Origin of the sequence: Rhizorhapis sp. (genome assembly GCF_035276005.1) — a bacterium.
Taxonomy (GTDB): Bacteria; Pseudomonadota; Alphaproteobacteria; order Sphingomonadales; family Sphingomonadaceae; genus Rhizorhapis.
The window spans coordinates 27,007-52,809 of the sequence record NZ_DATEMB010000025.1; the positions used below are offsets into that span (position 1 = coordinate 27,007).

General features: G+C 61.0%; 25 protein-coding genes and 2 tRNA genes. 5 read left to right on the plus strand and 22 right to left on the minus strand.

The genetic code is table 11. The features are described 5' to 3' along the window. Positions 1-8: 8 nt before the first annotated feature. From VJS46_RS06595 to VJS46_RS06615, 5 genes are all read right to left on the minus strand, one after another. Positions 9-2,654: an AMP-binding protein gene (locus VJS46_RS06595; protein ID WP_324058799.1), complete on the minus strand. Its 2,646-nt coding sequence runs from the start codon at positions 2,652-2,654 to the stop codon at positions 9-11. 13 nt (positions 2,655-2,667) lie between these two features. Further along, on the minus strand, positions 2,668-3,693 hold the full coding sequence (locus tag VJS46_RS06600; RefSeq protein ID WP_324058864.1) for an ATP-binding protein: 1,026 nt from the start codon (positions 3,691-3,693) through the stop codon (positions 2,668-2,670). Between the two features lie 233 nt (positions 3,694-3,926). Further along, a complete protein-coding gene (locus tag VJS46_RS06605; protein ID WP_324058801.1) occupies positions 3,927-4,178 on the minus strand; it encodes an XrtV sorting system accessory protein in 252 nt (83 codons plus the stop codon). Between the two features lie 70 nt (positions 4,179-4,248). Next, the gene (locus VJS46_RS06610) at positions 4,249-5,667 is read right to left on the minus strand and encodes a sugar transferase (RefSeq protein WP_324058803.1); all 1,419 of its coding nucleotides are present in this window, start codon (positions 5,665-5,667) and stop codon (positions 4,249-4,251) included. A 301-nt stretch (positions 5,668-5,968) separates the two neighbouring features. Continuing rightward, positions 5,969-7,891, minus strand: coding sequence for a right-handed parallel beta-helix repeat-containing protein (locus VJS46_RS06615; RefSeq protein ID WP_324058805.1), 1,923 nt, complete (start codon positions 7,889-7,891; stop codon positions 5,969-5,971). A gap of 424 nt (positions 7,892-8,315) precedes the next feature. On the opposite strand from VJS46_RS06615, the gene VJS46_RS06620 reads away from it, so the two are divergent. Then, positions 8,316-9,002 carry a class I SAM-dependent methyltransferase gene (locus tag VJS46_RS06620; protein ID WP_324058807.1) on the plus strand — a complete coding sequence of 229 codons (687 nt, stop codon included), beginning with the start codon at positions 8,316-8,318 and terminating at the stop codon, positions 9,000-9,002. Between the two features lie 20 nt (positions 9,003-9,022). Here the strand turns inward: VJS46_RS06620 and VJS46_RS06625 are convergent, their stop codons facing one another. From VJS46_RS06625 to aroA, 12 genes are all read right to left on the minus strand, one after another. Then, the gene (locus VJS46_RS06625; protein ID WP_324058808.1) at positions 9,023-9,730 is read right to left on the minus strand and encodes a hypothetical protein; all 708 of its coding nucleotides are present in this window, start codon (positions 9,728-9,730) and stop codon (positions 9,023-9,025) included. A gap of 16 nt (positions 9,731-9,746) precedes the next feature. Beyond that, positions 9,747-10,955, minus strand: coding sequence for a toxic anion resistance protein (locus tag VJS46_RS06630; RefSeq protein WP_324058810.1), 1,209 nt, complete (start codon positions 10,953-10,955; stop codon positions 9,747-9,749). Positions 10,956-11,116: 161 nt separating this feature from the next. Beyond that, positions 11,117-11,704, minus strand: a complete 588-nt coding sequence (metW, locus tag VJS46_RS06635; protein ID WP_324058812.1) for a methionine biosynthesis protein MetW — start codon at positions 11,702-11,704, stop codon at positions 11,117-11,119. After that, positions 11,701-12,837, minus strand: coding sequence for a homoserine O-acetyltransferase MetX (metX, locus tag VJS46_RS06640; RefSeq protein WP_324058814.1), 1,137 nt, complete (start codon positions 12,835-12,837; stop codon positions 11,701-11,703). Before metX ends, metW begins: the two co-directional genes overlap by 4 nt. 161 nt (positions 12,838-12,998) lie before the next feature. Continuing rightward, a complete protein-coding gene (locus VJS46_RS06645; RefSeq protein ID WP_324058816.1) occupies positions 12,999-13,253 on the minus strand; it encodes a hypothetical protein in 255 nt (84 codons plus the stop codon). Positions 13,254-13,362: 109 nt separating this feature from the next. Next, positions 13,363-13,449: transfer RNA gene (locus VJS46_RS06650), tRNA-Leu, on the minus strand. A gap of 77 nt (positions 13,450-13,526) precedes the next feature. Further along, entirely contained in the window at positions 13,527-13,808 is a 282-nt protein-coding gene (locus VJS46_RS06655) for an integration host factor subunit beta (RefSeq protein ID WP_324058818.1), read from the minus strand. Between the two features lie 208 nt (positions 13,809-14,016). Next, the gene (gene rpsA / locus VJS46_RS06660) at positions 14,017-15,717 is read right to left on the minus strand and encodes a 30S ribosomal protein S1 (protein ID WP_324058820.1); all 1,701 of its coding nucleotides are present in this window, start codon (positions 15,715-15,717) and stop codon (positions 14,017-14,019) included. A gap of 14 nt (positions 15,718-15,731) precedes the next feature. Next, positions 15,732-15,950: a hypothetical protein gene (locus VJS46_RS06665; protein ID WP_324058822.1), complete on the minus strand. Its 219-nt coding sequence runs from the start codon at positions 15,948-15,950 to the stop codon at positions 15,732-15,734. Further along, a complete protein-coding gene (cmk, locus tag VJS46_RS06670; RefSeq protein ID WP_324058824.1) occupies positions 15,913-16,548 on the minus strand; it encodes a (d)CMP kinase in 636 nt (211 codons plus the stop codon). Before cmk ends, VJS46_RS06665 begins: the two co-directional genes overlap by 38 nt. Next, entirely contained in the window at positions 16,545-16,796 is a 252-nt protein-coding gene (locus VJS46_RS06675; RefSeq protein WP_324058826.1) for a CBU_0592 family membrane protein, read from the minus strand. The genes cmk and VJS46_RS06675 overlap by 4 nt, the downstream gene beginning before the upstream one ends. After that, the gene (gene aroA / locus VJS46_RS06680; protein WP_324058828.1) at positions 16,793-18,127 is read right to left on the minus strand and encodes a 3-phosphoshikimate 1-carboxyvinyltransferase; all 1,335 of its coding nucleotides are present in this window, start codon (positions 18,125-18,127) and stop codon (positions 16,793-16,795) included. The genes VJS46_RS06675 and aroA overlap by 4 nt, the downstream gene beginning before the upstream one ends. A gap of 170 nt (positions 18,128-18,297) precedes the next feature. Between aroA and VJS46_RS06685 the strand changes: the two genes are divergently transcribed. The 4 genes from VJS46_RS06685 (at position 18,298) to VJS46_RS06700 (ending at position 21,071) form a co-directional block, all read left to right on the plus strand. Then, complete coding sequence (locus VJS46_RS06685; RefSeq protein WP_324058866.1) at positions 18,298-18,627, plus strand: TIGR02300 family protein; 330 nt, start codon at positions 18,298-18,300, stop codon at positions 18,625-18,627. Positions 18,628-18,727: 100 nt separating this feature from the next. Next, positions 18,728-18,803: transfer RNA gene (locus VJS46_RS06690), tRNA-Ala, on the plus strand. Between the two features lie 93 nt (positions 18,804-18,896). After that, positions 18,897-20,453: a site-specific integrase gene (locus tag VJS46_RS06695; protein ID WP_324058830.1), complete on the plus strand. Its 1,557-nt coding sequence runs from the start codon at positions 18,897-18,899 to the stop codon at positions 20,451-20,453. A gap of 51 nt (positions 20,454-20,504) precedes the next feature. After that, positions 20,505-21,071, plus strand: a complete 567-nt coding sequence (locus VJS46_RS06700; protein WP_324058832.1) for a hypothetical protein — start codon at positions 20,505-20,507, stop codon at positions 21,069-21,071. A 14-nt stretch (positions 21,072-21,085) separates the two neighbouring features. On the opposite strand, the gene VJS46_RS06705 is transcribed toward VJS46_RS06700, so the two are convergent. From VJS46_RS06705 to VJS46_RS06725, 5 genes are all read right to left on the minus strand, one after another. Beyond that, complete coding sequence (locus VJS46_RS06705; RefSeq protein ID WP_324058834.1) at positions 21,086-23,416, minus strand: hypothetical protein; 2,331 nt, start codon at positions 23,414-23,416, stop codon at positions 21,086-21,088. 91 nt (positions 23,417-23,507) lie between these two features. After that, positions 23,508-24,317, minus strand: a complete 810-nt coding sequence (locus tag VJS46_RS06710) for a virion core protein, T7 gp14 family (RefSeq protein ID WP_324058836.1) — start codon at positions 24,315-24,317, stop codon at positions 23,508-23,510. After that, positions 24,318-24,506 carry a hypothetical protein gene (locus VJS46_RS06715; RefSeq protein ID WP_324058838.1) on the minus strand — a complete coding sequence of 63 codons (189 nt, stop codon included), beginning with the start codon at positions 24,504-24,506 and terminating at the stop codon, positions 24,318-24,320. Beyond that, complete coding sequence (locus tag VJS46_RS06720; protein WP_324058841.1) at positions 24,506-25,282, minus strand: hypothetical protein; 777 nt, start codon at positions 25,280-25,282, stop codon at positions 24,506-24,508. Before VJS46_RS06720 ends, VJS46_RS06715 begins: the two co-directional genes overlap by 1 nt. Then, positions 25,279-25,656 carry a hypothetical protein gene (locus tag VJS46_RS06725; protein WP_324058843.1) on the minus strand — a complete coding sequence of 126 codons (378 nt, stop codon included), beginning with the start codon at positions 25,654-25,656 and terminating at the stop codon, positions 25,279-25,281. The genes VJS46_RS06720 and VJS46_RS06725 overlap by 4 nt, the downstream gene beginning before the upstream one ends. Positions 25,657-25,803 lie beyond the last annotated feature (147 nt).

Consider the following 25,803-nt stretch of genomic DNA (forward strand, 5'->3'; position numbering starts at 1 on the left):
GCACGCGTTCAGTCCGAAAAGGCCGCCGCAGCCCGGTTCTGGAGCTTTTCCAGCAGCCGGGCGACCACCCGTCCCGGCCTCATCCGATGAACGGCCAATCCCGCACTTATGGCGACCAGAACGGTGAGCGGCGCATCATCGATCCTCAGCTCATATTTCATCAGATGCACCGGCAGAACATGGACCAGATAGATGGTGAAGCTCGCCGCCGAAAGCTGAGTGACCAGTTTCGCTATCAAGGGCGGTAAAGGAACGCGCGGCACATAAAGCAAGGCCGCGATCACCGCCAGCAGCCATGGCAAGCGATATTGCCCAACCGTCGCATAATCCCAGCCGCCGAGCGCGGGTGCCGCGACGTGGAGGGCGGCAAAACCGCATGTGGCGCCAAGCGCCGCCAGCTTCTGCCCCGGTGCCTTTGCGAAAAACAACAGCCAGCCGCAGCCTATCAACGGCAGCACCGCATCAGGCGTCATATTCTGCAGATGAGCATGATGGAAAGCGGTGAAGGCAGCCACCTTCAGTGCCACTGCCCCGCCGAGGAACCATAGCCCAAATTCGAATGGATCCTCCGCAGCGGCCGTCCTGACCCGTTTCAGACTGAACAGCAGGGCAATCAGCACCATGCTCTGCAGCAGCGCTTCCATGAACCAATAGGGCGTCAGGAAAGACCGGAATCGTCCCTCGAAATTGCTGAGCAGCAGGAAAGAGCTTACCGGAATATCGTGATGGAAAAGGCCATAAGCGCAAAGGATCAGGCAATAGGGCAGGATGATCCGGCGCAGCACGGAAAGCAGCACCTGGAACGACTGTCCACCGACAAGCCGGCCAAAGTTGAAGCGGGCAAGGCTGAACCCCACCAGCAGCATGAGCACGTCAGCGCCACCACCAAAATGCCAGTCCGTGCCGGCACTTGCATGATTGGCGACAACGCCGCTAATCGCCGCCGCCCGCAGCAGCATTTCCGAGTCATAGGGCTTCGCGCCATTGGGGGGCTCGGCGGGCGCCAACGCGTCGATTTCCGCGACCGTCAGATGTTCCCAACCGTCAGGCAGATATCCGAGCCGCCGGTCGAGTTCGCTTGCCACCGCCACATAGGACAGGCTGTCGCCTTCCAGCGAGATGAAACTGTCCTGCGGTCTAACATCCTGCCTGCCAAGCAACGCCTTGAACGCCTCAGCGACACTGGCGGCGGAGGCTGCAGGGGCTGGCAGCGTGCGGCGGTCTTCGGCCGCACGCAATATCGAAGGATAATCTGTCTTCCCAGAGGCAAGGCGCGGCCATTCCTCCACCATCGCCACATCGAAGAGCGCCGCGGGCAAGCCATAATGCTGCCCCAGCTCCCGCGCTAGGGCGTCGGCATCGCCTTCGCCCCTGCACGCGACAGCTATGATTCCGTCATTTCCAGCAGCAGCAGCCGTCCATCCCTTGGCGGCCAGCCTGCTTTCCAGCTCGTCCAGGCTGATGCGAAGGCCGAACGGCTTTACAAAGCGGCTACGCCGTCCAACAATCCGGTACAGGTCGCCGCGCCTTTCAGCCATATCGCCGGTATAAAGCGCTTCAACCTCCGGTCTCTTCACCAGATCGTCGCGACTGGTGGCATAGCCCATCATCACATTAGGACCGCGATAAACGAGCTCGCCTGCTACGCCGTCCTCCTCGATGGCCTGCCCCTGTTCGTCCACCAGGGCAAAGGAGCCGCCCGGCACTGGCAAACCGATGCAGTCGGGATGCTCGAGCAATCGCGCAGGCGGCATCCACCCCATCCGGGGGGCAGCTTCGGTCTGGCCATACATCACATAAAAGCGCCGCGCCGTATCTTCAGCCCAGCGCCCATATTCGAGCACCAGTTCAGGCGCGAGCCGCCCTCCGGCCTGGGTCAGATAACGCAAGGAAGGCAAGTCCATGGACCGGAAGTCCACTGCATCGAGCAGTTCGAAGCTATGCGGCACTCCGGCAAGGCTGGTGACCTGCTCCCGGCGGAAGAGGTTCCAGAATTCTGGATCAGTCAGGCTGCGGCCTGTAAGGACAATGGCCGCCCCGCAGGCAAGATGCGAGTGCAGCAGCGACAGGCCATAGCTATAATGCAGGGGCAAGGAACTGATCGCCCGCTCGTCGGCCCCAAGCTGCAGATATTCCGCAATGGACAGGGCATTGGCATGCACCGCCTGTCCCGACAGCCGCACCATGCGGGTCGCCCCTGTTGAACCTGAAGTCGAAAGGCAAAGCGCCAGATCAGGATGCACTATCGTAGCGGCTGCCTTGCCAGCGGGATAAGTCACTTCGCCTGCCTTCGAAATGCAGACGTCCGGCGCATAGGTTTCAACGATGCGACCGGCCTTGCCGTTGAAATCATCGCCGGTCAGAATAACCGCGTGGCCCGCCCGAAGCGCGGCGATATAGCGGATAATGCCTTCCACCACATCATTGGCGGCCTGTACGAGCACCAGCCGTTTGCCGGTGCCCAGCCATTCAGCCGCAAATGCATCCGCCCGGCGCGCGAGTCCGGCATATGAAAGCCGTTCCCCCTGTTCGCCGATCAGCGCGATATTGTCGCCGAAATCCTGAAGCCTGGCGGCGAAGGTCATCCCATTGCCTGTGCATTCCGGGGCATGTTTTTCCGCCTCGGGGTCCTGTTCAGCGCGCGGATGTTGCACAGCGGCCTTCCAATTACAAGCCGGGAGCGGTCAAGCGACTCTCCTGCGCCGCGGCGGGCGGAGTGTAGAGGGACGTATAGGCATCGAGCTCGCCTACCGCAGCCGCGACATCGTCGCTCGAAACCTCGCCTGCCTGGCGGTCGATCGCCGCCAGCCCAGCATGATGCGCAAGGAGCGTCGCTATATAGGGATAGCCATGGGAAAGGGCGCAAATGCGCGCCCGCGCCTCGCCGTTGAAGCCGAGTCCGCTTTCCTCCGCGCCAATGCTGATGATCTCATCGATCTCCGAAACGGTCATGCGGGGCAGCTCCAGGCTCAGCACGTTGCGCCTGATGGAAGGCACATGCTCAACGAGCTCGGAAAAATTCGCCGCCACGCCCGCCACGACCAGTTGCACCCGGGCACAGCGATCAGAGAGATTCTTGATAAGTTCCGCCACAGCGCGCCGGAACTCCCGCGATGTCGCGCGGTCGAACTCGTCCAACATCACAATCACCCGCAGGCCCGAAACGGCAGCCAACAGCTCCGTTGCCATTCGCGGCGAAAGCTGCGGACCGGCTGGAACCATGTCCAGCAGCGTCGCCCCTGCCTCCACGTCCACAGGGGCAGTTCCGCCATGATATATCCGGGAAATTCCGGAAAGTACGGAGCGGAACAATTCGTCGAAGGAGGTCGCTGCATCGCAGCTCTCATACAAAACCAGATAGGCTGCTTCCCGGGCAGTCTCAGCCAGCACATGGAGCAGCGAAGTCTTGCCGATGCCCCTGTCTCCATAGACGATCGCGTGAAGGCGCTGGTCCTCGATGCCGGTTACCAGACGCCGAAGCATCTCGGTCCTGCCCGCAAAACATTGCCTCCGAACAATCGGCTGAGCGGGGGTGAAAGCATCACGGAATCTGCTCCGGATCTGATCGAATTGACCGCCTGCTTTTGGCCCAAGCTGATCCCGGGCGCCGCGCCGGAAATGCGGCAGATGGCGAACGGCTTCCATTGCGCGCCCACTTTCGGGCTGGGATACGGCTTGTTCGGCCGGAAACATGTCGGCTTCCACGCTGCACGCCTTCCGACTTCGAAGTTTGAACCAGTACAAACCTTATCTCCTCGGACAGGCGGCCTCTAAGCTTGTCATTTGGGGGATGAAAGAGGACGTCGCCCCTGCGCAGGCAGGGGCCCCGCTTCTGCCCCTACTATGCTTGAAGAAAAGCGGTGTCCCTGCCTTCGTAGGGACGACGATCAGAGCTTGAAACGACTGTGAAACACCACCGTCCAGCCTCATCTCTCGCGCCCTGCCACGAAGGGCCTCAACACCATCCAGACATAACCCAGCGTCACCGCCAACACCGCCAGCGCCGCCGCATCATGTCCTTCATTGCCGAGATAGTTCACCACCGCGCAGCCTGTGCTTGGCGGCAGATAGTGCCAGATGCTGTCGACCTCCGGCCCCTCATCAGTGGACCGCTGCAGGAAAAGGACGATCAGCCCCGCGAAGAGGGCGATGGTCATCCAGTCATAGATTGTGCTCATTTGGGGCCTTCATCGCATTGCCAGCGCCATGCGGTGAAATGGCGTCAATCAGCCCTGCATTGCAAGGCAATCAATATGCATTTCGGTGTATGACGACCCTGACCGTCAGCAGGATGATGTAAATATCCCGCCAGAGCGTCCATCCGCTCAGATATTCTAGGTCCGATTCCAACCGGTTGGTTAGGTCGCTGTGATGCACGGTCGATCCGCGATAACCGCGTACCTGCGCAAGGCCGGTCAGCCCCGGCTTGGTGGCGTGGCGATACCAGTAGCGCAGGTCCACGTCCCAGAAAAGCGCCCCGCCCGCACGTGAACCAAGCGCATGCGGGCGCGGGCCAACCAGGCTCATCTCGCCGCGCAATACATTCCAAAGCTGCGGCAGTTCATCAATGCTGGTGCGGCGGATGAACTGACCCACGCGGGTGATGCGATCATCGTCCCGCTCTGTCGAACGGTCGCCATTCTCATCGCATTTCTCTGCCCGCATGCTGCGAAACTTGTATACCAGGAACAGCCGGTTGCCTCGGCCCAGCCGCTCCTGCTTGAAAAAGACGCCGCCCCTGCTTTCGAGCTTGATGGCGATCGCCACGACCAGCATCAGCGGTGACAGCAGCACCAGAATCGGCACGGTGATCGAAAGATCGAGCAGCCGCTTCATGATGCGGTTCCGCAGGCTGAGCGCACCGGCCGACACCTTGAAGGTAGGCCCACCTTCGAAACGGCCGACCTCTGTAACGCCGATCTCTGCCATTTCCGGAGCATTGACCTCCCCTGGCACGCCCGCGCTCTGCAGGATCATAGTCCATTGCTCGCGCCGCTCCTTGGAACAGACGACCACGACGCGATCGGCGCTGTGCATCAGCCGGCCGAGCTTGTCGAGCATCAGCGGGTTGCGGACATCCGGCGAAAGGCCGAGATAATCCGCCTCATAGACCAGGCTGTAGGGGTCGCGTGACGCAAATGGGACATCGTCGACGATGATCACTTCGTTGATCAGGCTTTGGCTGAAATTCCTCCGTACCACGCGCACAAAGGCCGTTCGTGCAAGAATGATGGCGCCAATGCTGCTCACCACGCCCATGGCGAACACGGCGCGCGACACATCTGTCGAGGCCTTCAGGTAAAAGGCGAGGAAAATCACCGTCGCCCCGGCGAAAATGAGCGACAGGACAGAACGGGAGATGCCCAAGGTGGCGTCCCGCAATGTTTCTATCCCATAGGCGTTGCTGTTGATTGCAATACCCGCAAAAACGGGCAGCATCGCGGCGGCGACGGCCAGGTTGTTGATATTCAGAATGCCCGCGTGGCGGATGAGGTTCGACCCGACAAAGCCGATCAGCACCGCCCCGATATCGGTCAGGAACAGCGCCAGGTAAAGGAACAGCCGGGCCCGCTCGTCAGCCCGCAGGATCGCTTCGCGCCGGACGCCCGGTGCAAACGGAGTGTTAAGGCCTTCCGCCACCCTTAGCTTCGCACTATGCAGATTCACGCAAAACTCCCTGGACCAGACATAGCTTTGGGCATGGCGACTCCAGGCGGGTTACGGCATCGGCCTTTCCCGATCCTTGTCTCAATCGCTAATATAAGCCCTTGCATGTTGCAAGCGCGTAACCAGCCCAAACACTGGCCCTCCACAAGCCCCCGAAAGACCATCTGGTCGCATCAAAGCCGCAGATTTGCGATGAAAAGAAAGGTCCCCGCGCCGGGATGTGATCCGGCGCGGGGACACCAAAACTATTGCGGGGGAGGCTGAAAGTTTCAGCCGGATTGGAGGATTTTCCCCACAGGAGTTATAGGCTGAAATCGTCAGAGACGAGCGAATTGACCCCAGCCACGCAAAGGGTGAAATCGGCCTGCCCGTCGCCATTCACATCACCGCAGACATAGGCATCGCCCGAGGTCACCGCATAGCGGAGCTGCCCCGCGACTCCCGAAAAGGCGCTGGTGCCGATGAAGCTGAACTTGTCGTTGATCGTGGTGGCGCTGTTTGCGTCCAGCATGGCGAGAAGGATCTTGTCGCCTTGCGCCGAGGCGAAATCGGCAATGCGGTCCGCGCCCGTCCCGCCGCCCAGCAAATGGTCCGGCCGGTAGGAGAACTGATCAGCGCCGGTGCCGCCATAAAGCGTGTCTGCGCCCCGGCCGCCTTCGATAAGATCATCATCGGCGCCGCCATAGATGATGTCATCGCCATCGCCGCCATAGAGCAGATCATTGCCCTCGCCGCCCTGGACATTGTCATTGCCGGCATCGCCATAAAGGCGGTCCTTGCCCGACCCGCCCTGCACATTGTCATTGCCAGCGCCGCCATAGACCAGGTCATCGCCGCCCAGCCCCTTCAGGACATTGGCGGCGTCATTGCCGCGAAGCGTGTTGCCAAGCTCGTTGCCGGTGCCCGATACCGCGCCGTTCATCAGCCGCAGATTTTCGACATTGGCGCCCAGGCTGTAATCGACGCGCGCCTGCACCTCATCCGTTCCGCTGCCTGCGGCTTCCAGGATCTGGTCGAGCTTGTTGCTGATGACATAAACATCGTCTCCCGCGCCGCCTTCCAGCAGGTTGGCGTTGACGCTGGAGGCCGTGCCGCCCGTAAGGATATCGTTCCCCGTGCCGCCCATGACATGGGTGGAACTTCCCGCCACCACCGCTAGCTTGTCAGCGGCGGATGTGCCCATGACATCCAGGGTGCAGGAAATGGCCGCACCCGCCGGATAAAAGGCGGAGATCAGGTCGGACGGAAGATCGTCCCAAAGCGCCTGATGCCCATCGAGCCAGTTCTTCAGAAGGTCCTGTCCAGTGCCGGAAACGGGTCCGGTGGTGCTGTTATTTTGATTTTCGACATAGCCGACATTGTTCAGCACATAGGAAGAGGCGGCATTGCCGGAGAGCGACACGCCGGTGCTGTTGTCGATCCGCAGCCAGCTTTTCTGGTCGCTAAAGGCTCCGACCACATTGTCGGAAATGGTGAGGCCTTGGGCATTGCCCACGGATATGCCGTTATACATGCCGCCGAGCACAATATTGTCGCTGATCGTGACATTCTGATAGGGGCGGTCGCCGCCGCTCTGGTCGCGCAGGAAAATGCCCTGAATGATACCGCCCTGCCCGCGTTCCACCACATTGCCCGTGATGGTGATGTTGCTGGCCGATTTGGCCGTATTGGTGGTCCAGATCTGGATCGCGTCCGGATGATCTGCACCAACTGGATAGAAATCGGTGAAATAATTGTCGGAAATCACCAGATCATCTGTGCCCCCGCCCCGGATCCCGTCGCTGCGGATTGTCCGGAAGCTGTTGCCGGACAGGGTGATCTTGGCACTGTCAAGGAAGTTCACTGCGTGATGCAGGTCTTCAAAGGCGGAATCCGTCACGCTCACGTCGCGGCTCTCGCGGATCATCATGGCCATGGCGTCATTGGAAGAGTCGCCATCCTTCAGCCCGTGAACATCCAGATTGGAAAAATGAATGTCCGAGGATGTCCCGACGGTGATCGGAAAATATTTGTCGGCGGGGCTCAGGGAAAATTCGATGCCGTCGAAATTGAGCCCGGAACTGCCGGTGACCTTCAGCCCCGTAAGCACCGCCGCCTGATCAGGATCGGCCGAACTGATGGTGATTCCGCTCGCGAAATTCACACCAGTCAGTGAGATCCTGCCATAATTGCCGGCGGCGAGTTGGATGACGTCGCCGTCCGCCGCGTTCTTGACTGCGCTCAACAGCGCGGATGATGATGAAACCGTGATGGTAGCCATGGATGCGTCCCCGGGCTTCGCGATCCCAGCAGATGAGTCTTCATCCGCTTTCAGACCAATCGCGAAGCTGTCACCGGGATACCGGCCGCAGCTTAGGGACGGCTTAACCCTATCTGTTAACAAGTCGCAAAATTCCCTCGCATTTTGCCCGCCCGCAAGGGCCCAGCCCCCTGCAGCGGTGATGCATGAAAGGATGAGGAAGAAAAGAAGACTTCGCCCGGAACGCATCTGCCGCACGCTATGGCAGCATCCCTTGTGCAAGGCTCGCCCTGCTTCAGCCAAAACGGAACAGTTTTGATGAGCGACCCGCTATATAGATATACCCGTTGCCCGCCGGATCATCTATCGCTCGCCACCGGAACAGATGCCGCAGGGAGTAACGGCCAGAATGCGCCTTACCGACACCGCCGATCCCAACAGCCTTTCCTCGCGGCTGCGTGCCCGGCGGGATGTGCGGCTACGCGCACTGATTTCAGCGGTTCATGCGCAAAAGGGCGCCGTGCAGATCATCGATATGGGCGGCACGCCGGAATATTGGCAACGGGTCGGCCTCGATTTCCTGCGCTCCTGCAAGGCCCGCATAACCATCACAAATCTTCATGAGACAGAGCTCGGCCGGGGCAGCCGCGATGTCGATATCTTCGCCTTCGCGACGGGCAATGCCTGCGATCTTCGGGAGGTGCCCGACAACGGCTTTGACCTCGCCCATTCCAACAGCGTGATCGAGCATGTCCTAACCTGGGAGAATATGCGCAGTTTTGCCGCCGAAACCCGCCGGGTTGCGCTCTGGCACTATGTCCAGACGCCCTATTTCTGGTTTCCGGTGGACCCGCATTTTTACAAGCTGCCCTTCTTCCACTGGATGCCGCATCCCCTCCGCGCCAGATTGCTGACATGGCTGCCGCTGGCACATGCGGGACGCGTCTCCACGCTCGACAAGGCCCATGGGATCGTGGAGGGAGCCAAGCTTCTGGACGCCGCGCAGATGCGGATATTATTTCCAGAGAGCAAGCTTCATTTCGAACGCTTCCTTGGGCTTCCCAAATCGATGATTGCCGTTCGGGCGCCGGACTGATTGCGGGCTTTGATATCGGATCAGCCCTGACCCAATTCCTTGGCCTCGCGATATTTGAGTTCAAGAAAGCGGTTATGCGTCGCGAGCTTGTCCAGATTTCCGGCGGCCAGATTCTCGCTCATTGACCCGATCTCCCGGTCAATCACCTCAAGCCCTTCCATGAGTTGCCGCTCAGGTATGCGACCATTGCGCTCCTGTCGCCGCAGCGGCTCGGGAATATTCCGGTAGCCAGTCACCAGCTCAGGCAAGTGATCGGCAAGCAACCTCCGAATCTCCTGCGCGGCGGGGTCATTCTGATCGACCGCCTGTAGCTGTGGCGCCAGCGTCTCGAGTTTCATCCCGATGGAATCCACCAGGCGCACTGCCGGAGGCGGCAGGGCCCTGCGCTGGCTTTCCAGCCAAATTTCCGTCTGAAGCGGCAAGGTCTTGATGTCGGCCTGAGCCAGCTTCTCGGCCCTGATTTCCGGCATCGCCGGCAGCAGGGAGAAGAACAGCGTCGAAAGAATGAGCAGACCGATGACGATCAAGAGGCCACTGCCTCCGAGCGGCGCGACAAAGCCCCATATCGCTGCTGCCACGACAATGGCCATGGCGGCAAGGCCGATCCGCCGCGCTTTTCGCAAGCCGCTACCCAACTGCCGCCGCCGTCGCCGCAGGCTTCGTCCGCGCGCGCTGTAGCGGTGCAGAAAAGCCTCCGCATCGGCTATAATCCGGTCGGAACGGTTCATCTTCCTCCCGCCCCCCTCAGCCCTCCAGGGCGCTTAGCGGGCTATTTGCACCGCCAGTCAATTGCGCCTGCGCGGCGCCTTCGGCCCGCGCGATATAGCCCTTGGACTTTTCAACTTCGGTGGACAGCGTGTCCACCGTCGTCTTCATCGATTCCAGTGCCTTCAGCTTGAAGGCGTCAATGCTGTCCATCGTGTCGTAAATATTCTGAAAGGCGCGCTTCAGCGTCTCTATCGGTATCGTGCTTGCCGCCGCCTGCTCATGGATACGGCCCGTCTGGTTCTTCAGCATGTCGCCGGTGGAATCGATAATGTTCGCCGTCGTGGTATTGAGCGCCGTTATCTGCTCCAGCACCAGCTTCTGATTGGTGAGCGCCTGCGCCACCGTCACCGCCGTGCGTAGCGCCGATACCGTGGTGGTCGAAGCACGATCCACTCCCTTCACCAGTTCCACATTGTTCTTCTTGACGAGGTCGAGCGCCAGATAGCCCTGCACCGTCACCGCCATCTGCGTCAGCAGGTCCTGGCTGCGCTGTCGCACATAAAAAAGCGCAGTCTCCCGGATCGCCTTGGCCTTCGCCGGATCCGTCGCGTCCAGTTCCAGCGCCTTTGCTTCCAGCCGCGCGTCCATTGTCCTTGAGATGTGGATCATCTGCTCGAGCCGCCCCATGGCCGCCCAGAGATTCTGCCGCTCCACATCGATTGCGGCATTATCCTTGATGAGTTCGTCCTTCCCGCTGGCCAAATTGGTCAGGATCGAGCGGATGTGACTCTGCGCGCTTTTGTAGCTGTCGAAATAGTCGCGCATCCGGCTTCCAAAAGGAATGATGCCGAACAGCTTCTTCTTCGTGAACAGGTCACCCTTGCTGGACGGGTCCAGATCCTCGATTGTCCGGCGCAACTCCGCAAGATCGGCGCCCACGCTATTGTCTGCGTCCATCGCGCGCACCGGCCGGTCGAGAAAGCGGTTCGACTGCCCCGCCGCATCCGCGATTTCCTTGCGACCCATATTGACGATCTGATCGACCTTGGCGCCAAATTCCGGGCTGTTTGCATCCTGCGCGACTAGGTCATCGATAAAGCCGTCGACCTTTTCATCAAGTTTGGATTTTTTCTGGTCGTCAATAGGAACAAGGCCCGCAGCCTTTTCCTTGGCTACCGGAGTCACCGGTTCCGGCGGGGTGAGCACGAGCCCCTCTGTCTTCACGTCCGTCACGCTGGTCGCCATATCGCTCTCCATCGTAGGATGTTTCGCAATGTGGCGGGGAAGCCTTCGGGTTTCAAGCGAAAAGCGTGTTAATGAGACAATACAGCTCGCGTGACGCAGGGCTCAGCCAAGCCTCCATATCCTCTCCCCATGGAGAGGAAAAAGAAACAGGCCGTACGGCATCACCGCCGCAGCAAGAACACCGCATGTTCGGCCATCAGGTTTGCCTTGGCCGATCCCGTTTGCCGGTTGCCGGTCAGGAACCACTGCCCCTCGATCCTGTATCCCTTGGCCTTCACAAGATCCCGGAAATCGCGGATTGTGAGGTGATGAATGTTGGGTGTGTCGAACCATTGCACCGGCAAATGGGGAGTGACCGGCATTTTCCCGTCCCACAATAGCGACAGCCGCGCGCGCCAGTGGGCGAAATTGGGAAAGCTGACAAAGGCCTGCCGTCCGATCCGAAGCAGATGGCCGATGACCAGGTCCGGGCGTCTGGTGGTCTGAAGCGTCTGGCTGAGGATCGCATAATCAAAACTGTCGTCCTGATAATATCCAAGGTCAGCATCCGCATCGCCCTGCACCACTGACAGGCCCCGCGCCATGGCGGCGGCAACATTGCTGGCGTCAATCTCAAGCCCGCGCGCGTCTGCTTCCCGCTCATCCCGGAGCGCCGCCATGAGGGCGCCATCACCGCATCCAATATCCAGCACGCGGGAGCCCGGCGCCACATTGCCCGCGATCAGGGCGAGGTCCGGACGAAGCGTCATGCCTCTACCGCCCTCAGGAATCCGTCCACGACGCGATTGAGCTCTGGCACGTCGAGAAGGAACGCGTCATGGCCAAAGGGGCTCGACAGTTCGACAAAGCTCACCTGCGCTCCAGCCGCATTCAGAGCATGGACGATGTTGCGCGACTCCGCCGTGGGGTAGAGCCAATCCGTATCAAAGCTGACGACGCAGAAGCGCGTCTTGCTCTTGGCGAAGGCGGCCGCGAGACTTCCACCATGGTCCTCGGCAAGGTCGAAATAATCCATCGCCCGGGTGATATAGAGATAACTATTGGCGTCGAAGCGCTCGACAAAACTGATGCCCTGATGCCGCAAATAGCTTTCGACCTGAAAGTCCGCATCAAAGCCGAAGCTCTTGGCGTCCCTCGCCTGCAAGCGCCGGCCGAACTTCTCGGTCAACCCAGCCTCTGACAGATAGGTGATGTGCGCGGCCATCCTGGCGACGGCAAGGCCAGCCGATGGCGGATCGCCCAGCACATAATAATCGCCGCCCCGCCAGCGCGGATCAGCCATGATCGCTTGCCGCCCGACCTCGTGAAAGGCAATATTCTGCGCACTGTGCCGCGCCGTGGACGCAACGATGATGGCGGATTCCACCCGGTCCGGAAACAGGCTCGGCCAGCTTAGCGCCTGCATGCCCCCCATCGAGCCACCCACAACCGCGCGCAACCGCGTGATGCCCAGATGATCGAGCAGCATCGCCTGCGCCCGCACCATGTCCGCAATAGTGATCACGGGAAATGCCATCCCATAGGGAGAGCCGCTTACCGGATCAGTGCTCGCCGGGCCTGATGAGCCCATGCAACTGCCGAGCACATTGATGCAGATGATGAAATGGCGGTCGGGATCGATCGGCTTTCCTTGCCCGACCATGCGCGTCCACCATCCCTGCTTGCCTGTGACCGGATGAGTTGACGCAACATATTGGTCGCCGGTCAGTGCATGGCAGATGAGGATCGCGTTGGAAGCCTCGGCATCGAGCGCACCATAGGTTTCATAAGCGAATTCGACCGGCGCCAAGACCGCCCCGCAATCAAGCCGCAACGGCCCGGGCAAGGTGATCTGCCGGGCCAGGCCGAAACGGCTGTGATCGGTTGGGCTGAGCGTCGCCATAGGGCACAGGCGCTAGGGCGGATTGCCTCGGCTTGTCAATGCAGCGGAGTTTTTGGTCTGTAGAGGAGACGGCTTTGGTGAGGAACGGACATGAGACTCCTCCCGTGCCGCGGAGGAGCTCAATGGTCGCAAAGACCCCGACTACGTCAGCTTGGCCTTCCTTACCGTTCTTCACTTTTTTCAGCAGGCTCCCGAGCCCTTTCGATTGAGATGTCGGGCACCTTCACGGTCTCGTTCCGCGTGCCCACATCAACATCGGGGGCGTCCACGTCGAAAGCGGGCAATTGCCCGCCCTCCGTCCGCACTTCCGGCAAATGGGCCTCCTGCGTCTGCCTGACGTCGATCACGCCAAAGGCATAAAGTACCACGCCGATGACGAGCACCAGCAGGATGATGCTCAACAAAATACGGATCATGAGCGCCTCCTTGCATCCTTGGAGCGATTCCGCCTGTTCCGCGTGCGAAATTCGTTCCAGCAATGCCAACGAAGCAACCGGCTCATGGTTTCAGAAGCGGCTGAAGCCCTGGTGCGGACGGCGGGACTTGAACCCGCACTTCCTGTCGGAAAGCAGATTTTAAGTCTGCTGCGTCTACCGATTTCGCCACGTCCGCACGGGTCTGGCGGTCCCAAGGGAAGCCATGATGTGCGGAGCAGTGCCCGAAGTCGCTGCCCGGCGTCAAGTGACGGTTTAGCGCGTGTTCAGCCGCTCGCGCATTTCCTTGCCGGGCTTGAAATAGGGCACGCGCTTGGCATTGACGCTCACCGCTTCCCCGGTACGCGGATTGCGGCCGGTGCGGGCGTCGCGGGCCCTAGTTGTAAAGGCTCCGAAGCCGCGAAGCTCCACCCTGCCTCCACTTGCCAGCCGATCCACGATCTCCTTGAAGAACAGGTCGACTATCCGTTCCACTTCCTGAAGCGTGAGACCTTTATTTTCATCGGCCAGCTTCTGCACCAGTTCTGATCTGATCATCCGAGTTCCCCAACCCCAATCGCCCTGCGCACCTTACTAAATATTTGATTGCAAGGAAATATTGAATGGCCCGAACCTGCGCCACAGCCATGCTTTTGCGCGGGATTTTACACGATTTTACAGAATTTGGCGTTTCCGGGGACATGAAAAGAGCCCGCCAGACCGAAAGTCTGACGGGCTCTACGCCTATGGATATATAGCGTTGTTTTTATTCGGCTTTCTGCTTGAGCGCTTCACCCAGGATGTCGCCCAGCGACGCGCCCGAGTCTGAAGAGCCATATTGCGCGACCGCCTGCTTCTCTTCGGCGATCTGAAGCGCCTTGATCGAGAAGTTGGGCTTCTTGCTGCGGTCAAAGCCAATGACCATCGCATCGACCTTCTGACCCACCTGGAAGCGGTCCGGACGCTGCTCGTCACGGTCGCGGCCAAGATCGCTGCGCTTGATGAAGCCGGTCGCGCCATCTTCGCCCGCCTGCACCTCAAGGCCGCCATCGCGGACTTCAAGCACGGTGACAGTGACGGTGGCGCCCTTGTTGAGGCCGCTGGAAGCTGCGGCTGCGCCCGGCGCACCCTTTTCAAGCTGCTTCATGCCAAGGGAGATGCGCTCCTTTTCGACGTCGATGTCGAGAACGACAGCCTGAACCATCTCGCCCTTGCGGTGCAGGTTGAGCGCGTCCTCGCCCGAAATGCCCCAGGCAATGTCGGACATGTGGACCATGCCGTCCACATCGCCGTCGAGGCCGATGAACAGGCCGAACTCGGTGGCGTTCTTGACTTCGCCCTCGACAACCGAACCGATCGGATGACGCTCGGCAAAGCTGTCCCACGGATTGGACTGAGCCTGCTTCAGGCCCAGCGAAATGCGGCGCTTGTCCTGATCCACTTCGAGGACAATGACATCGACTTCCTGGCTGGTGGAAACGATCTTGCCCGGATGGACATTCTTCTTGGTCCAGCTCATTTCGGAAACGTGGACAAGGCCCTCGATGCCCGGCTCCAATTCCACGAAAGCACCATATTCGGTGATATTGGTGACGCGGCCCGACAGCTTGGCGCCGATCGGATATTTGGCGCTCGCGCCTTCCCATGGATCGCTTTCGAGCTGCTTCATGCCGAGCGAGATGCGCTGCGTGTCGCGGTTGATGCGGATAATCTGGACGCGGACGGTGTCGCCGATGTTGATCATCTCATTGGGATGATTGACGCGCTTGTAGCTGAGATCGGTGACGTGCAGCAGGCCGTCAATGCCGCCAAGGTCAACGAACGCACCATAGTCGGTGATGTTCTTGACCACGCCCTCGATAACCTGGCCTTCATGCAGCGTCTGGATAAGGCCGCTGCGCTGTTCGGCGCGGGTTTCTTCCAGAATGGCGCGGCGCGACACGACGATATTGCCGCGGCGGCGGTCCATCTTCAGGATCTGGAAGGGCTGCGGAATGTCCATCAGCGGGGTGACATCGCGCACCGGACGGATGTCCACCTGGCTACCGGGCAGGAAGGCCACGGCGCCGTCGAGGTCGACGGTGAAGCCGCCCTTGACGCGGCCGAAGATGACGCCTTCGACGCGGGCATTTTCGGAGAATTCGGATTCCAGCTTGTCCCAAGCGGCTTCGCGGCGAGCGCGGTCGCGGGACAGCATGGCTTCGCCATTGGCGTTCTCGACACGGTCGACATAGACCTCGACCTCATCGCCGATCTTAAGAGTGGCCTTCTGGCCCGGCGCAGCGAATTCGCGGAGCGCCACGCGCCCTTCGCTTTTCAGACCCACATCGATGACCGCCATGTCATTTTCGATGCCGGTAACGGTGCCTTTGACCACGCGGCCTTCAAAGCCGCCATCTTCACCACCAAGTGATTCGTTCAACATTGCCGCGAAATCATCGCGCGAAGGGAATGCCGTAGAGGCCATAGAGTCTTTCGTCCTTACTTCATGTTGCTGGCCAGCCGGTTGTCTCCGGCGGTCTTTGGCCAAACCGCAGCGCCCGCCCCATGCGCACGCCGCATCCCGCAGAAAAGCGTAATGAAGGACGCCCCAGGCCGGATAAGCGAAAAGGGCGCATAGACAAAGGCCAGGTCCCCCGGCCTGTCTAGCGCCTCCTGCCGGTCAGCCTTGCCGCTGACCTTCGAGCTGTGCGTCCACAAGCGCGATCGCCTGCCGGACGGCCGCCTCTATACTAAGATCGCTCGTATCTAGCAAGGCCGCGCCTTCGGCCTGCCTGAGCGGAGCGATGGGCCGATTCATGTCGCGATCGTCGCGGGCGCGGATGTCCGCCACCAGCGCGTCGAAGTCCGGATTCAACCCCCGCTGCTGCAGTTCGAGCATCCGCCGCTCGGCCCGCTTTTCCGCGCTGGCGGTGACGTAGAGCTTGACCGGAGCATGGGGTGCAATGACGGTGCCGATGTCGCGCCCGTCCAGCACAGCGCCCGCTGGCTGATCGGCGAAATCCCGCTGCCGCTTCACCAGCGCCTCCCGCACCGCGGGGTGGATGGAGACGCGAGAGGCAAGCGCTCCCGTCGCCTCGCTGCGCAATTCGGGATCGGAAAAGATCGACTCGTCGAAATGGCAGCCGGTCAGAGCCTCCGCCTGACTATCTGGATCGCCCCCTGCCCGCGCCACGGAAAGGCCGACCGCGCGATAAAGAAGGCCGGTGTCCAGATGCGGCAGCCGGTAATGTTCGGCAAGTGCGCGAGCGATGGTGCCTTTCCCCGATGCGGCGGGTCCGTCGACAGCGATGATCATGCGCCGCTCCGCATGCGGACAGCCTTGGCAATGCCAAAGACCGCAACGCCCATCCACACGAACTCGAGCAACAAGGACGCCAGGTTGAAATGAACGCTGAGCGAAATGCAGAGCAGGACGGCGCCCACCAGATTGACCATATTGTACAGCAGCGCATCCACGCGGGCCGCCACATTATTATAGAGATAGGCCCCGACGATGCTCGCGCTGCCGGCAAGGCCGATGACATCGGCAAGGACGGGATTCACTGCAGGGGCCCCAGCGTCTCCAGCAGCGTGACAAAGCCGGGGAAGCTTGTCGCCACCGGCCGCATATCATCCACCATGACACCCCCGCTGGACACAAGACCCGCGACGGCAAAGCTCATGGCAATCCGGTGGTCGAGCTTTGTGGAGATCGGCCCACCGCGCCCCGGAAATGGATCGCCGTCGCGGCCCTCGATCACGAGGCCGTCCTCGAGTTCCTCGACTTCCACACCGATCAGGCGCAGCCCTTCGGCCATGGCGGTAATACGGTCGGATTCCTTGACGCGCAGCTCCTCCAGGCCCCGGAAAATGCTCCGTCCCTTCGCCATGGCGGCGGCGATGAAGGCGATCGGGAATTCGTCAACCATGCTGGGCACTCGCGCCGGATCAGGCTCTACCGCTTTCAGGGCGGACGCCGTCACGACGAGATCGCCGACCGGCTCCCCGCCAGCCTCCCGCGCATTGACGATCTCTATGCCGCCGCCCATCTCGCGCAGCAACTCAATGAGGCCAGCGCGCGTATCGTTGAGCCCGACATTCTCGATGACGATCCTTGATCCGGGGACGAGCAGCGCCGCGACCATCGGAAAGGCCGCCGACGAGGGATCGCCGGGAACCACGATATGCTGCGGCTTCAGTTCCGCCTCGCCCTCAAGCGAGATGGTGCGGACGCCGTCGGAGGCAATATCGATGTCGAGCCGGGCACCGAAGCCCGAAAGCATCCGTTCGCTATGATCCCGCGTCGGCACCGGCTCGATAACCCGCGTGATGCCCGGCGTGTTGAGCCCGGCAAGAAGAATGGCCGACTTCACCTGCGCCGAAGCGACGGGAAGGCGATATTCGATCGGCACCGCCGGGCAGAGGCCGCGCATGGTGAGCGGCAGGCGCCCGCCCGGACTCGCCGTGAATTCCGCGCCCATGGCGGAGAGAGGCTCGATGACCCGCCCCATCGGCCGCTTGCTCAAAGACGCATCGCCAATGAAGGTCGCTGTCAGCGCATGACTCGCGAGCAGGCCCATCAGCAGGCGAGTCGAGGTGCCGCTATTCCCCATGTCGAGCGCCTGGCCAGGCTGCAGCAGGCCGCCGACGCCCACGCCGTGGATCCGCCACGCGCCATCGCCGCCACGTAGGATGTCCGCACCCATGGCCCGCATGGCGGCGGCGGTCGCCAGCACATCCTCCCCCTCCAGCAGACCTTCGACCCGGCTTTCGCCGACGGCAAGGGCGGAAAGCATCAGCGAACGGTGCGAAATGCTCTTGTCCCCCGGCACGGAAATGGTGCCGGAAAGCGGCGGAGCCTTGGTGAAGCTTCTGGGCTGGGCGGAGGGTTCCATGGACAAGGGCAACAGACTTCTGTTCAGGCGCTCGCGGCGCGCGGGGATGAAAAATGCGATCCGGCTTTTGACAGCGCCGCCCTGCTATGGCAAGGCGCGCGTCACTTCGCGGCATGACATGGGTTGTGACGCGCTTTCTTGGCTTTGGTGAAAAAGGACAGAGGCGGCACATGGTGAAGCCTGAATGGGGCACGAAACGGACCTGCCCGAAATGCGCGACGCGTTTCTATGACCTGGGCGCTGACGACCCAGTGACCTGCATCGAGTGCGGAAATGCGTGGATGCCAGAGCCCGTGCTCAAATCCAAGCAGCCCCTGCCCTATGAGGAAGCGCCCAAGAAGGCGCTGGAGATCGAGGGCGTCGACGCCGATCTGGTCGGTGACGATGATCTCGACATCGACGTCGATGACGACGCCGATTCGCCTGACAATGACGTTGACCTCGGCGGCGACGACGACCTGGGCGTGGCGGCCGAGGACGATGGCGACGAGGATAATTAATTTTCTTCGCTTTTGATGTAATAGCCACTTGCAAAGGGGGCGCATGCTGACCTAAAGGCATGCCCCTCACCGCCGGGCACCAGACCGGCGAGACGATTTCGGGGCCGTAGCTCAGCTGGGAGAGCGCTACAATGGCATTGTAGAGGTCAGGGGTTCGATCCCCCTCGGCTCCACCAACCCTCCTAAAAGGGTTGCCCGAAGGTAAAACCATTGGAAAACAACGGGTTTTTACAGTTGCCTGTTACGTTTGTAACAGGGGCGGCGTAGCAATGTGTACGTATCTCGAACAGGTCGGCAGCACCTATTATTTCAGGCGCATGGTGCCCGCAGAATTGCGGGCGGTGATCCGCACGAAAACCGGCAAGCCCCGGTCGGAATGGAAGTTCTCCCTCAATACGAAGGACAGGGCGGAAGCGAAGCGCCTCCTGCTTGACCATATCCGGGCCACAGACGACGAAATGGACGCGGCGAAGGCGACCCTAGCCAAAGCGGCAGGCCGTGCCCCAGCGACTCCCCAGCGGCCTCCTGCGCGATTTGCCGCAATGGAGCGGGCGAGGGAGGATCATGAGGATGAGGCGGACAAGTTCTTTCAACGGGAGGCGGAGGAGCAGGACGCCCGACAGGAGGCGCGGGCGCATCTGCGTAAACTGTTCAGCGAACGGATGCGGCTGACCACTGCCGAATTGGAGCCGTGGGAAGCCGCGATCAAAGACCTGCTGAATGAGCGGGATTTTGACCTTGCCGTCGCAAATGACCGCATGGAGGCGTACAAGCGGAAGATTGACGCGGCCAAGGTTAACGGCCCCCGAATGTTGCAGGAGCCGCCAAAAGCGGTGACGGTCGCCAGCCCGGCGCAGCCCGGCAGCGGCGTCATGCTGGATACGACCATTGCGGACCTGTGGGCGGCAGAGCGCGGCGTGACGGAGAAAACCAAAGACGCCCATGTCGCCGTCGCCCGTTGGTTCTATGAGCGAGCGGGCAAGCGTTCGGTGGAGCAGATTTCCCGCAAAGACGTGCTCGCCTTCAAAGACGCGCTGGTGGGGGAGGGGCAGTCGCCGGAGAACATCAACGTCAAGCTGTCCCGCCTTCGCACGTTGCTAAGCTGGGCCGTCCAGAACGATTATGCCGCTACGAACGCTGCGGACAATGTGAAGGTGAAAACGTCCGGCAAGAAGGCCCGCGTTCATTTCGATCTGCCTGCGCTGCGGCGAATTTTCGGCAGCCCTGTGTTCAAGGAGGGCGAGCGCCCGGTTAGAGGCCGGAAAGAAGCGTCGTATTGGATACCGCTCATCGCGCTGTTTAGCGGCGCGCGCATGGAAGAAATCGGCCAGATGCGCGTTGGCGATGTGGTGCAGGAGGAATACCCCGACGCAGACGGCGCGATGGTGCAGGGCTGGTTCCTGAATGTCACCGATTTGGGCGAAGATCAGAAACTTAAAAACGATGCGAGCAAGCGCACTGTTCCGCTTCATCCAGAGCTAGAGCGGCTTGGTCTGCTCAAATACGTTGAAGGACTGCCCACGGGGGGCCGCTTATTCCCTGATTTAAAAGCGGGCGCATACGGTCGGCTGACGGCGAAGTGGGGCGAGTGGTTCAGCATCTACCTGCGGAACGTCTGCGGCGTCACCGACAAGCGAATGGTTTTCCATTCCTTCCGCCATACCTTCAAACATCACGCTTCCCATGTAGGGATGATTGAGGGTGTGCAGCGGCAGATTATGGGCCATAGCCCCGGCGACGTGGCTGACGATTACCGGGGCGGCTACAGTCTTCATCAGTTGGTCGAGGGGATACGGCTATATCGTATCGCAGGGCTGGACCTGTAGCTCAGAAATCAAGCTGTTGCTGCTGGCAGGAACGTAGGGCTATGACACGATATGGACCTCACCGTAGTCGGCTTTGTGATCGCCGTTGTCGGCATTGTACTTCAACTTGCGGACGCGTTCCCCGCGCATCGAGAGATAAGGCAGGCAATAGTCCTGCTTTCTCTGGGCGTCTTTGTAGGCATCGCGGCAAGCGCGGCCTTGGGAGCCAAATACGAGATAACCGGGAACATCGATCGGCGTTTTGCCTTGCTATACGGTTTGGCGGCTGGTGCCGCCCTGTTTGGTATCATTGCCGTGCTCGTGGCAGACGAGAAGCGGCGTGAAGTAGCTTTAGTTATCGCCGGGTGCGCCGGGGGCCTCTTTTTGCTTTCGGGCTTTGCTATCGGACTGGGGGCCAGCACCCCCAACTCACGCTATTCGACTGACGAGCTTCTGTTGCTGGCGAACGAGGCCGAGCGGAAAGGGCAGTACGACACGGCTCTGGACCGCTTGAAAGAGTTGCAGCTAATGGTTGAAGCATCTTCCTCTCAGGAAGCAATCCAGCGCCGCATAGATCGCATACAGGCAGCACAAGGCCGCTCTGCTTTTGACGCTGCCCCTACAGCGATGAAACCATAGGGGGCAGCAGGAAGCTACCGCGTGCGCCGCCGCTTTCGGGCGGCACGCTTAGCCGCGCTCGCTTCCACCCTGCTCGTGATGCTTTCCGCCACGGAGGTAACGCCATGAGCGACCGCCTTGCCAGCGGTGACAACCGGGTCCAGCAGGTCAATCTCTCTACCCGGCCTTGCATCACGCGCCGCGACGTTCGCCCGATTCTGAGCAATCACCTTCTGCATGGTCGCGTTGGGGGCACGGGGCTTGCTATATCGGGCGATCCCTGCGGCAACGGCATCGGTCGCAGCTTTCTGGAAATCAGCCAGGCCGATAATGACCGTTCGGGCCTCGTCTCCTGCACCCGCCCGGACATAAAGCGCCGGGTGGTCGTGCTCATCATTCAACCGCATGATGTTATACCGCTCTGCTCCGGCACCATCAGCGAAGCCAGCGGCCTTGAGGCGGCGGTCAATCATATCGGCCACGACACTATCGGCCATTTCCGGGTTGCCTTGCAGACCGATCAGGCTTCCGATTGTCGACATTCCCTCCGGATTTCGCCAGCCCAACCTACCGTAACCCTCAAAGCGCCCGTCCTGTAGGACTGCCTTTCCGGTATCAATAGCGATGTCGTCCGGTAGCCTGTCCGAATTTTGGGCGATGACCGCACTTTCCCGCCAGATTGTCTCGGTCAGCGCCTCCCTTGCGGACTCGTTTAGGCCGCGCCCGAACCACCCGCGCTCGCCCCGGCTATCCACAATCTTCTTGATTGCGGCCTTGGCTTCCCGCTGCTTGGCGACCGGCCAAGACGCGGTGCTGTACTGAAACGGATTATTGAACGCCTGCTGAAAGGCCATGTTAGGGCCAATGGTGCCGACCTGCCGATGAAAGTTCTCCATCTGAGCCATCAAAGTGGGACCGTAGTAAGCCTGCGTCATTGCAGGGTTGATCTTTCGCATGGCCTGCCACTGTTCGTAGGCCCGCTTCGTGCCGTCCGTGTACTGCTTGCCGATGGAATTTCGGGCGGCAGCCTGCGTCTTGCTGCGGACAACGCCGGACAGCCAGCCCTTGCCGAACGCACGAGCAAGCCCGTCATATTGGCCTTGCGCCAAGGCGTTATTGGCGATGATCTCGAAATCCGACTCTTTGACCTTGCCTGTCAGCAGGGCCTCTTTCACGTCGCCGGTCGCCCAGGCCGCGTGCGCGGCGGTGGCGGCTTCGGCCTCCTCCTGTTCGTCTTTTTCAGTATCCCAGCGGTGCCGCGTCTCCATGTCGTCAAGGGCTTCGAGGCGCGCCCGTCGCTTCTCCTCAAAGGAGGCGATGCCCTCCACCACGCTCATGCCGCCTTGGACGATCTCCTTGGCGTCGAACAGGTCATGGTCGAAGCCGGTGACGCGCTTAATTCGGTCATTCAACGCCTGTAGCCGCTGCATGTGCCCTGCTGCTCCTCCGGGCACCGGCCTGCCAATGCGGACAAGCGCCTCCTCCGCTTTCAATTTCCCAAGGTCTTCCATGATAGCGGGTTGGCCCAGCGCCTTGGCCGTCGCCCGGCCAGCATACCGAAGCAGGCCATCTTCCAGCTTTAGCTGATCCTCTGGCGGCAGTGTGTCCAACAGCCCAGCCTTCATAAACGCCTGAACACCATAGCCGTAACCCATCTGCGCCATGCGCCGCGTCACCGTTACAATGTTATCGTGCCATGACTCGTCGGTCATGCCGTAGGGCTTGCGGGTGGCGTCCAGAAAATCCGCAGTCATTTGGTCGATGGTTGCCTGATCGGGGATGTTTCGTTCGTCCGACAAATACGCTTGCTGCCGCTCAGCCCGCGCCATGATAAAGGAAGCCTGCTGAGTCTTGCCTTCCTGCTGCTTCCATTGCTGCTGCGCTTTATAAACGGCGTCCAGCACCGGCTGCGCCGCCTTGAACATGCCCGCTTGAATGGTCTGGTTGACCAGCGGGTCATCGGTCAGGAGGCCCTGATAGTCAGCGTAGATCGTCTTGGACAGGTCTTCGGGTGACAGCCTTTTGAGGTCGTCAACCTCGGCCAGCTTCTTGTTCGCCCAATTCTCCACGTTGGTATTGGCCCGGTAGAACACCGCGCCTTCCTCGTAGCCGGTCGGGCCGAAAATCTCGGAGATGATCCCGCCACGGGACTTTATCTCCTCGCCAGCTTTGCGCTGAGATTGGGCCGTGAAGCCATCCCAAAATACCTCATCCTGCCGTCGCTGAACGTGCGGAGCCATAAGCTGTTCGAAGAACTGCCCCAAGCCGGAAGCCATCGGCTGCGCCGGGGTGAATTGGTCCGCTCCCCCGGTGCCGCCCGTGCTGCGCCCACCTACAAGCTGAGCGCCCCGGAAAGAGCCGCCCACGCGCTCTCGGCTTTGGACCGGGGCGGCTGGGTTAAAGGCAAAGCTATTGCGGGTCGGCTGTCGGTTCTCGTATCCGGTTGCCATATATTCCTTATTTGATTGCTATTGATGGAAGGTCGGGCAGCGTCACCGGCTTGAAGGTGAACGTGCTGCCGCCCTGCTGGCGTTTGGCATCGGTGCTGTCCCAGTATTCGCCATTGGTGCGGACAAAGGTTTTACCCGCAGCAACGCCGTTCTGGACCGCGCCGGAGAACGCCTGCGAGGCCGACGCGAAGTCGCCCCGGTCAGCAGCAAGCTGGCCCTCTCGGATGCCCAAGATCGCCATACCGGCCTGCGGCCCCGCCACGGCGGTTGCGCCTGCGGCCAAGCCCAGCGAGACGACGCTTGCCAGCGTGCTCGGCTTCTTGGGATCGACATACTGCGTGAAGTCCAAGTCGGCGCTATAGACGTTCCGGTCCATAGAGCTAACTGCCTCCTCCAGCGTGTCGCCTCGGGAGTTGGACGCGGAGATAAGATCGGAGCGCACAGCGCGATCCCCGGCCTCATCCTGCATCTCGTAGTTCAGGCGGACAGTTTCATTGTACACGTCGATGGACGAGCCGCCGACGCCTGCCGCAGCAGCCGTTGCCGCCAAGGAGCCAAGCTCCTCCGCAGACTTAATCTGCGTCGAGAAGTCGCCCATAGTGGCGGCGTCGAGGTTGCGCCCGACGTTCTCGGTGATGTTGTTGATGTTCTTGCCAGCGGCGTCCAGTATCTTCCGATTGCCAAGCGCGGCGGAAAAGCGTTGCAGGGAGGTTTGTGCTCCCCGCAACTCATTGCCGGATGCCTGCGTGATGCGGGCAGCCTTAACCTTCGCCTTGTCGGTGATGTACTGGGCCTTGGCGGTGAAGATTGATCCCACTTAGTGCGTGGCCTCTTTCTGAGCCTTGCACGCGGCTGCCATAGCCCGGATGATCGAAGCGCATGCCACGCCGGACAGCCGGGAAATTTCGGAAGTCTGCTGATCGGTCGGCTTGCCGGAAATCGCCCTATGGGCATTGAGCAAGATGGACAGATTGGCGCTCAAATCCTGAATGTGCAGGTCTTCCATTAGGCCGCAGCCTCCGTGCCTTCGCCTGCCCGGATGGCGGACAGGGACATGCCGGTCGCGTTCCCGGCCCATCGTGCGGCACGTTCCCCGGTCATCGGCGCACGATACCCGCCGCCTGCGGTGCGGACGCCTGCGGAGCCTGTGGGCGTCCCTGCCCACGCCTTTTCCTTTTCAGCCGTCATAGGGGCGCGGACGCCGGTTACCCGTTCCGTCACGCCCGCCTGTGCGCCGTTGACCAGTCCGCCAGACGAGAACGCGAAAGACGAGGAACGAGCCGGGGCAGGGAGAGTCTCTGGCGCGGCTGGCGCGACCTGTGAGGCCGGAGCCGGGTTTGCCGTATGGGCGGCGGCAAATTCCTCGCTGGGGGCGTAACCCATAGCGATTTCCAACGCCTCGGGACGGCCCGCATCTTCCGGCGACAGGTGGCCGTCTTTGACAGCCATGGCGATACTGTCCTGCGCGATCATCGGGGAGAGTGCATTGACCCTGCTCAGGTCGCCAGTCTGGTTGTAGTGGTCAACGGCACTGGCATACATGCCCACGGTCGCATCGTCGCTGGCCTCGATCAGCCGCGTTGCCTGCGCTAGCAGCGGGCCAACTTCCGGGCTGGACTTGGCAAATTCGTTCAGGGCCATTTCGTAGCTGCGCCGGGCATCATAGCCCCGCGACATATAGGAGCGCGCCGCATGGCTTACGGCATTGGCGTTATGGCCTTCGCTCTGGATAATAGCGAGCGCGGCGTTGACCTTCGTGCGCTGCTTGGAGGTAAGCGTCAATTCTTGTCCTTCGATTGTTTGAAAATGTGGGCGGTGCTGCGGCTAGCAGCGCCGGAGCGGATGCAATCCAGAATGTAGGACTGCATCACGTTGAGATTATCAGCGGTAAGGTGCGGCTGCCCGGCTTGCAGCCAAGCGGTGTATGTTTCGGATGCTACGCGCAGGGCTTCGCATCGACATTCCGGCGACAGGCCATTGAGTGCGGGCGTTGCAAAGGGCAGGCCGGACCTGTTGGGGAAGCCATTGCGAACGCGGTCGGCATCCCGAACCAGCCCAACGGATACCCGGCAGACTTCCAAGGGACTGGACAGCGAGGGCGAGGCCGCGTCATCGCGCAGCCAAAGCTGGATTGCGCCCAAACGGGCGTCAATCACGGCGGGCCAGCCATATCGACCGCAATTCCGTTTCAGGCCGGAAGTCCCGCGACACGGCGCAGGCGTCCGCTGAAAAGAAGAAGGGGGCCGTTTGGCAGCCCCCTTGTCCTTCGTCGGGTGAAACATCGGGTGCCCTCTGTCCCGTGC

Excerpts from the sequence above, each read along its gene's own strand:
- VJS46_RS06600 (WP_324058864.1), bottom strand. The coding sequence starts at position 3,693 with ATGTTTCCGGCCGAACAAGCCGTATCCCAGCCCGAAAGTGGGCGCGCA.
- VJS46_RS06605 (WP_324058801.1), bottom strand. The coding sequence starts at position 4,178 with ATGAGCACAATCTATGACTGGATGACCATCGCCCTCTTCGCGGGGCTG.
- VJS46_RS06620 (WP_324058807.1), top strand. The coding sequence starts at position 8,316 with ATGCGCCTTACCGACACCGCCGATCCCAACAGCCTTTCCTCGCGGCTG.
- VJS46_RS06625 (WP_324058808.1), bottom strand. The coding sequence starts at position 9,730 with ATGAACCGTTCCGACCGGATTATAGCCGATGCGGAGGCTTTTCTGCAC.
- VJS46_RS06630 (WP_324058810.1), bottom strand. The coding sequence starts at position 10,955 with ATGGCGACCAGCGTGACGGACGTGAAGACAGAGGGGCTCGTGCTCACC.
- metW (WP_324058812.1), bottom strand. The coding sequence starts at position 11,704 with ATGACGCTTCGTCCGGACCTCGCCCTGATCGCGGGCAATGTGGCGCCG.
- metX (WP_324058814.1), bottom strand. The coding sequence starts at position 12,837 with ATGGCGACGCTCAGCCCAACCGATCACAGCCGTTTCGGCCTGGCCCGG.
- VJS46_RS06645 (WP_324058816.1), bottom strand. The coding sequence starts at position 13,253 with ATGATCCGTATTTTGTTGAGCATCATCCTGCTGGTGCTCGTCATCGGC.
- VJS46_RS06655 (WP_324058818.1), bottom strand. The coding sequence starts at position 13,808 with ATGATCAGATCAGAACTGGTGCAGAAGCTGGCCGATGAAAATAAAGGT.
- rpsA (WP_324058820.1), bottom strand. The coding sequence starts at position 15,717 with ATGGCCTCTACGGCATTCCCTTCGCGCGATGATTTCGCGGCAATGTTG.
- cmk (WP_324058824.1), bottom strand. The coding sequence starts at position 16,548 with ATGATCATCGCTGTCGACGGACCCGCCGCATCGGGGAAAGGCACCATC.
- aroA (WP_324058828.1), bottom strand. The coding sequence starts at position 18,127 with ATGGAACCCTCCGCCCAGCCCAGAAGCTTCACCAAGGCTCCGCCGCTT.
- VJS46_RS06685 (WP_324058866.1), top strand. The coding sequence starts at position 18,298 with ATGGTGAAGCCTGAATGGGGCACGAAACGGACCTGCCCGAAATGCGCG.
- VJS46_RS06695 (WP_324058830.1), top strand. The coding sequence starts at position 18,897 with ATGTGTACGTATCTCGAACAGGTCGGCAGCACCTATTATTTCAGGCGC.
- VJS46_RS06700 (WP_324058832.1), top strand. The coding sequence starts at position 20,505 with ATGGACCTCACCGTAGTCGGCTTTGTGATCGCCGTTGTCGGCATTGTA.
- VJS46_RS06715 (WP_324058838.1), bottom strand. The coding sequence starts at position 24,506 with ATGGAAGACCTGCACATTCAGGATTTGAGCGCCAATCTGTCCATCTTG.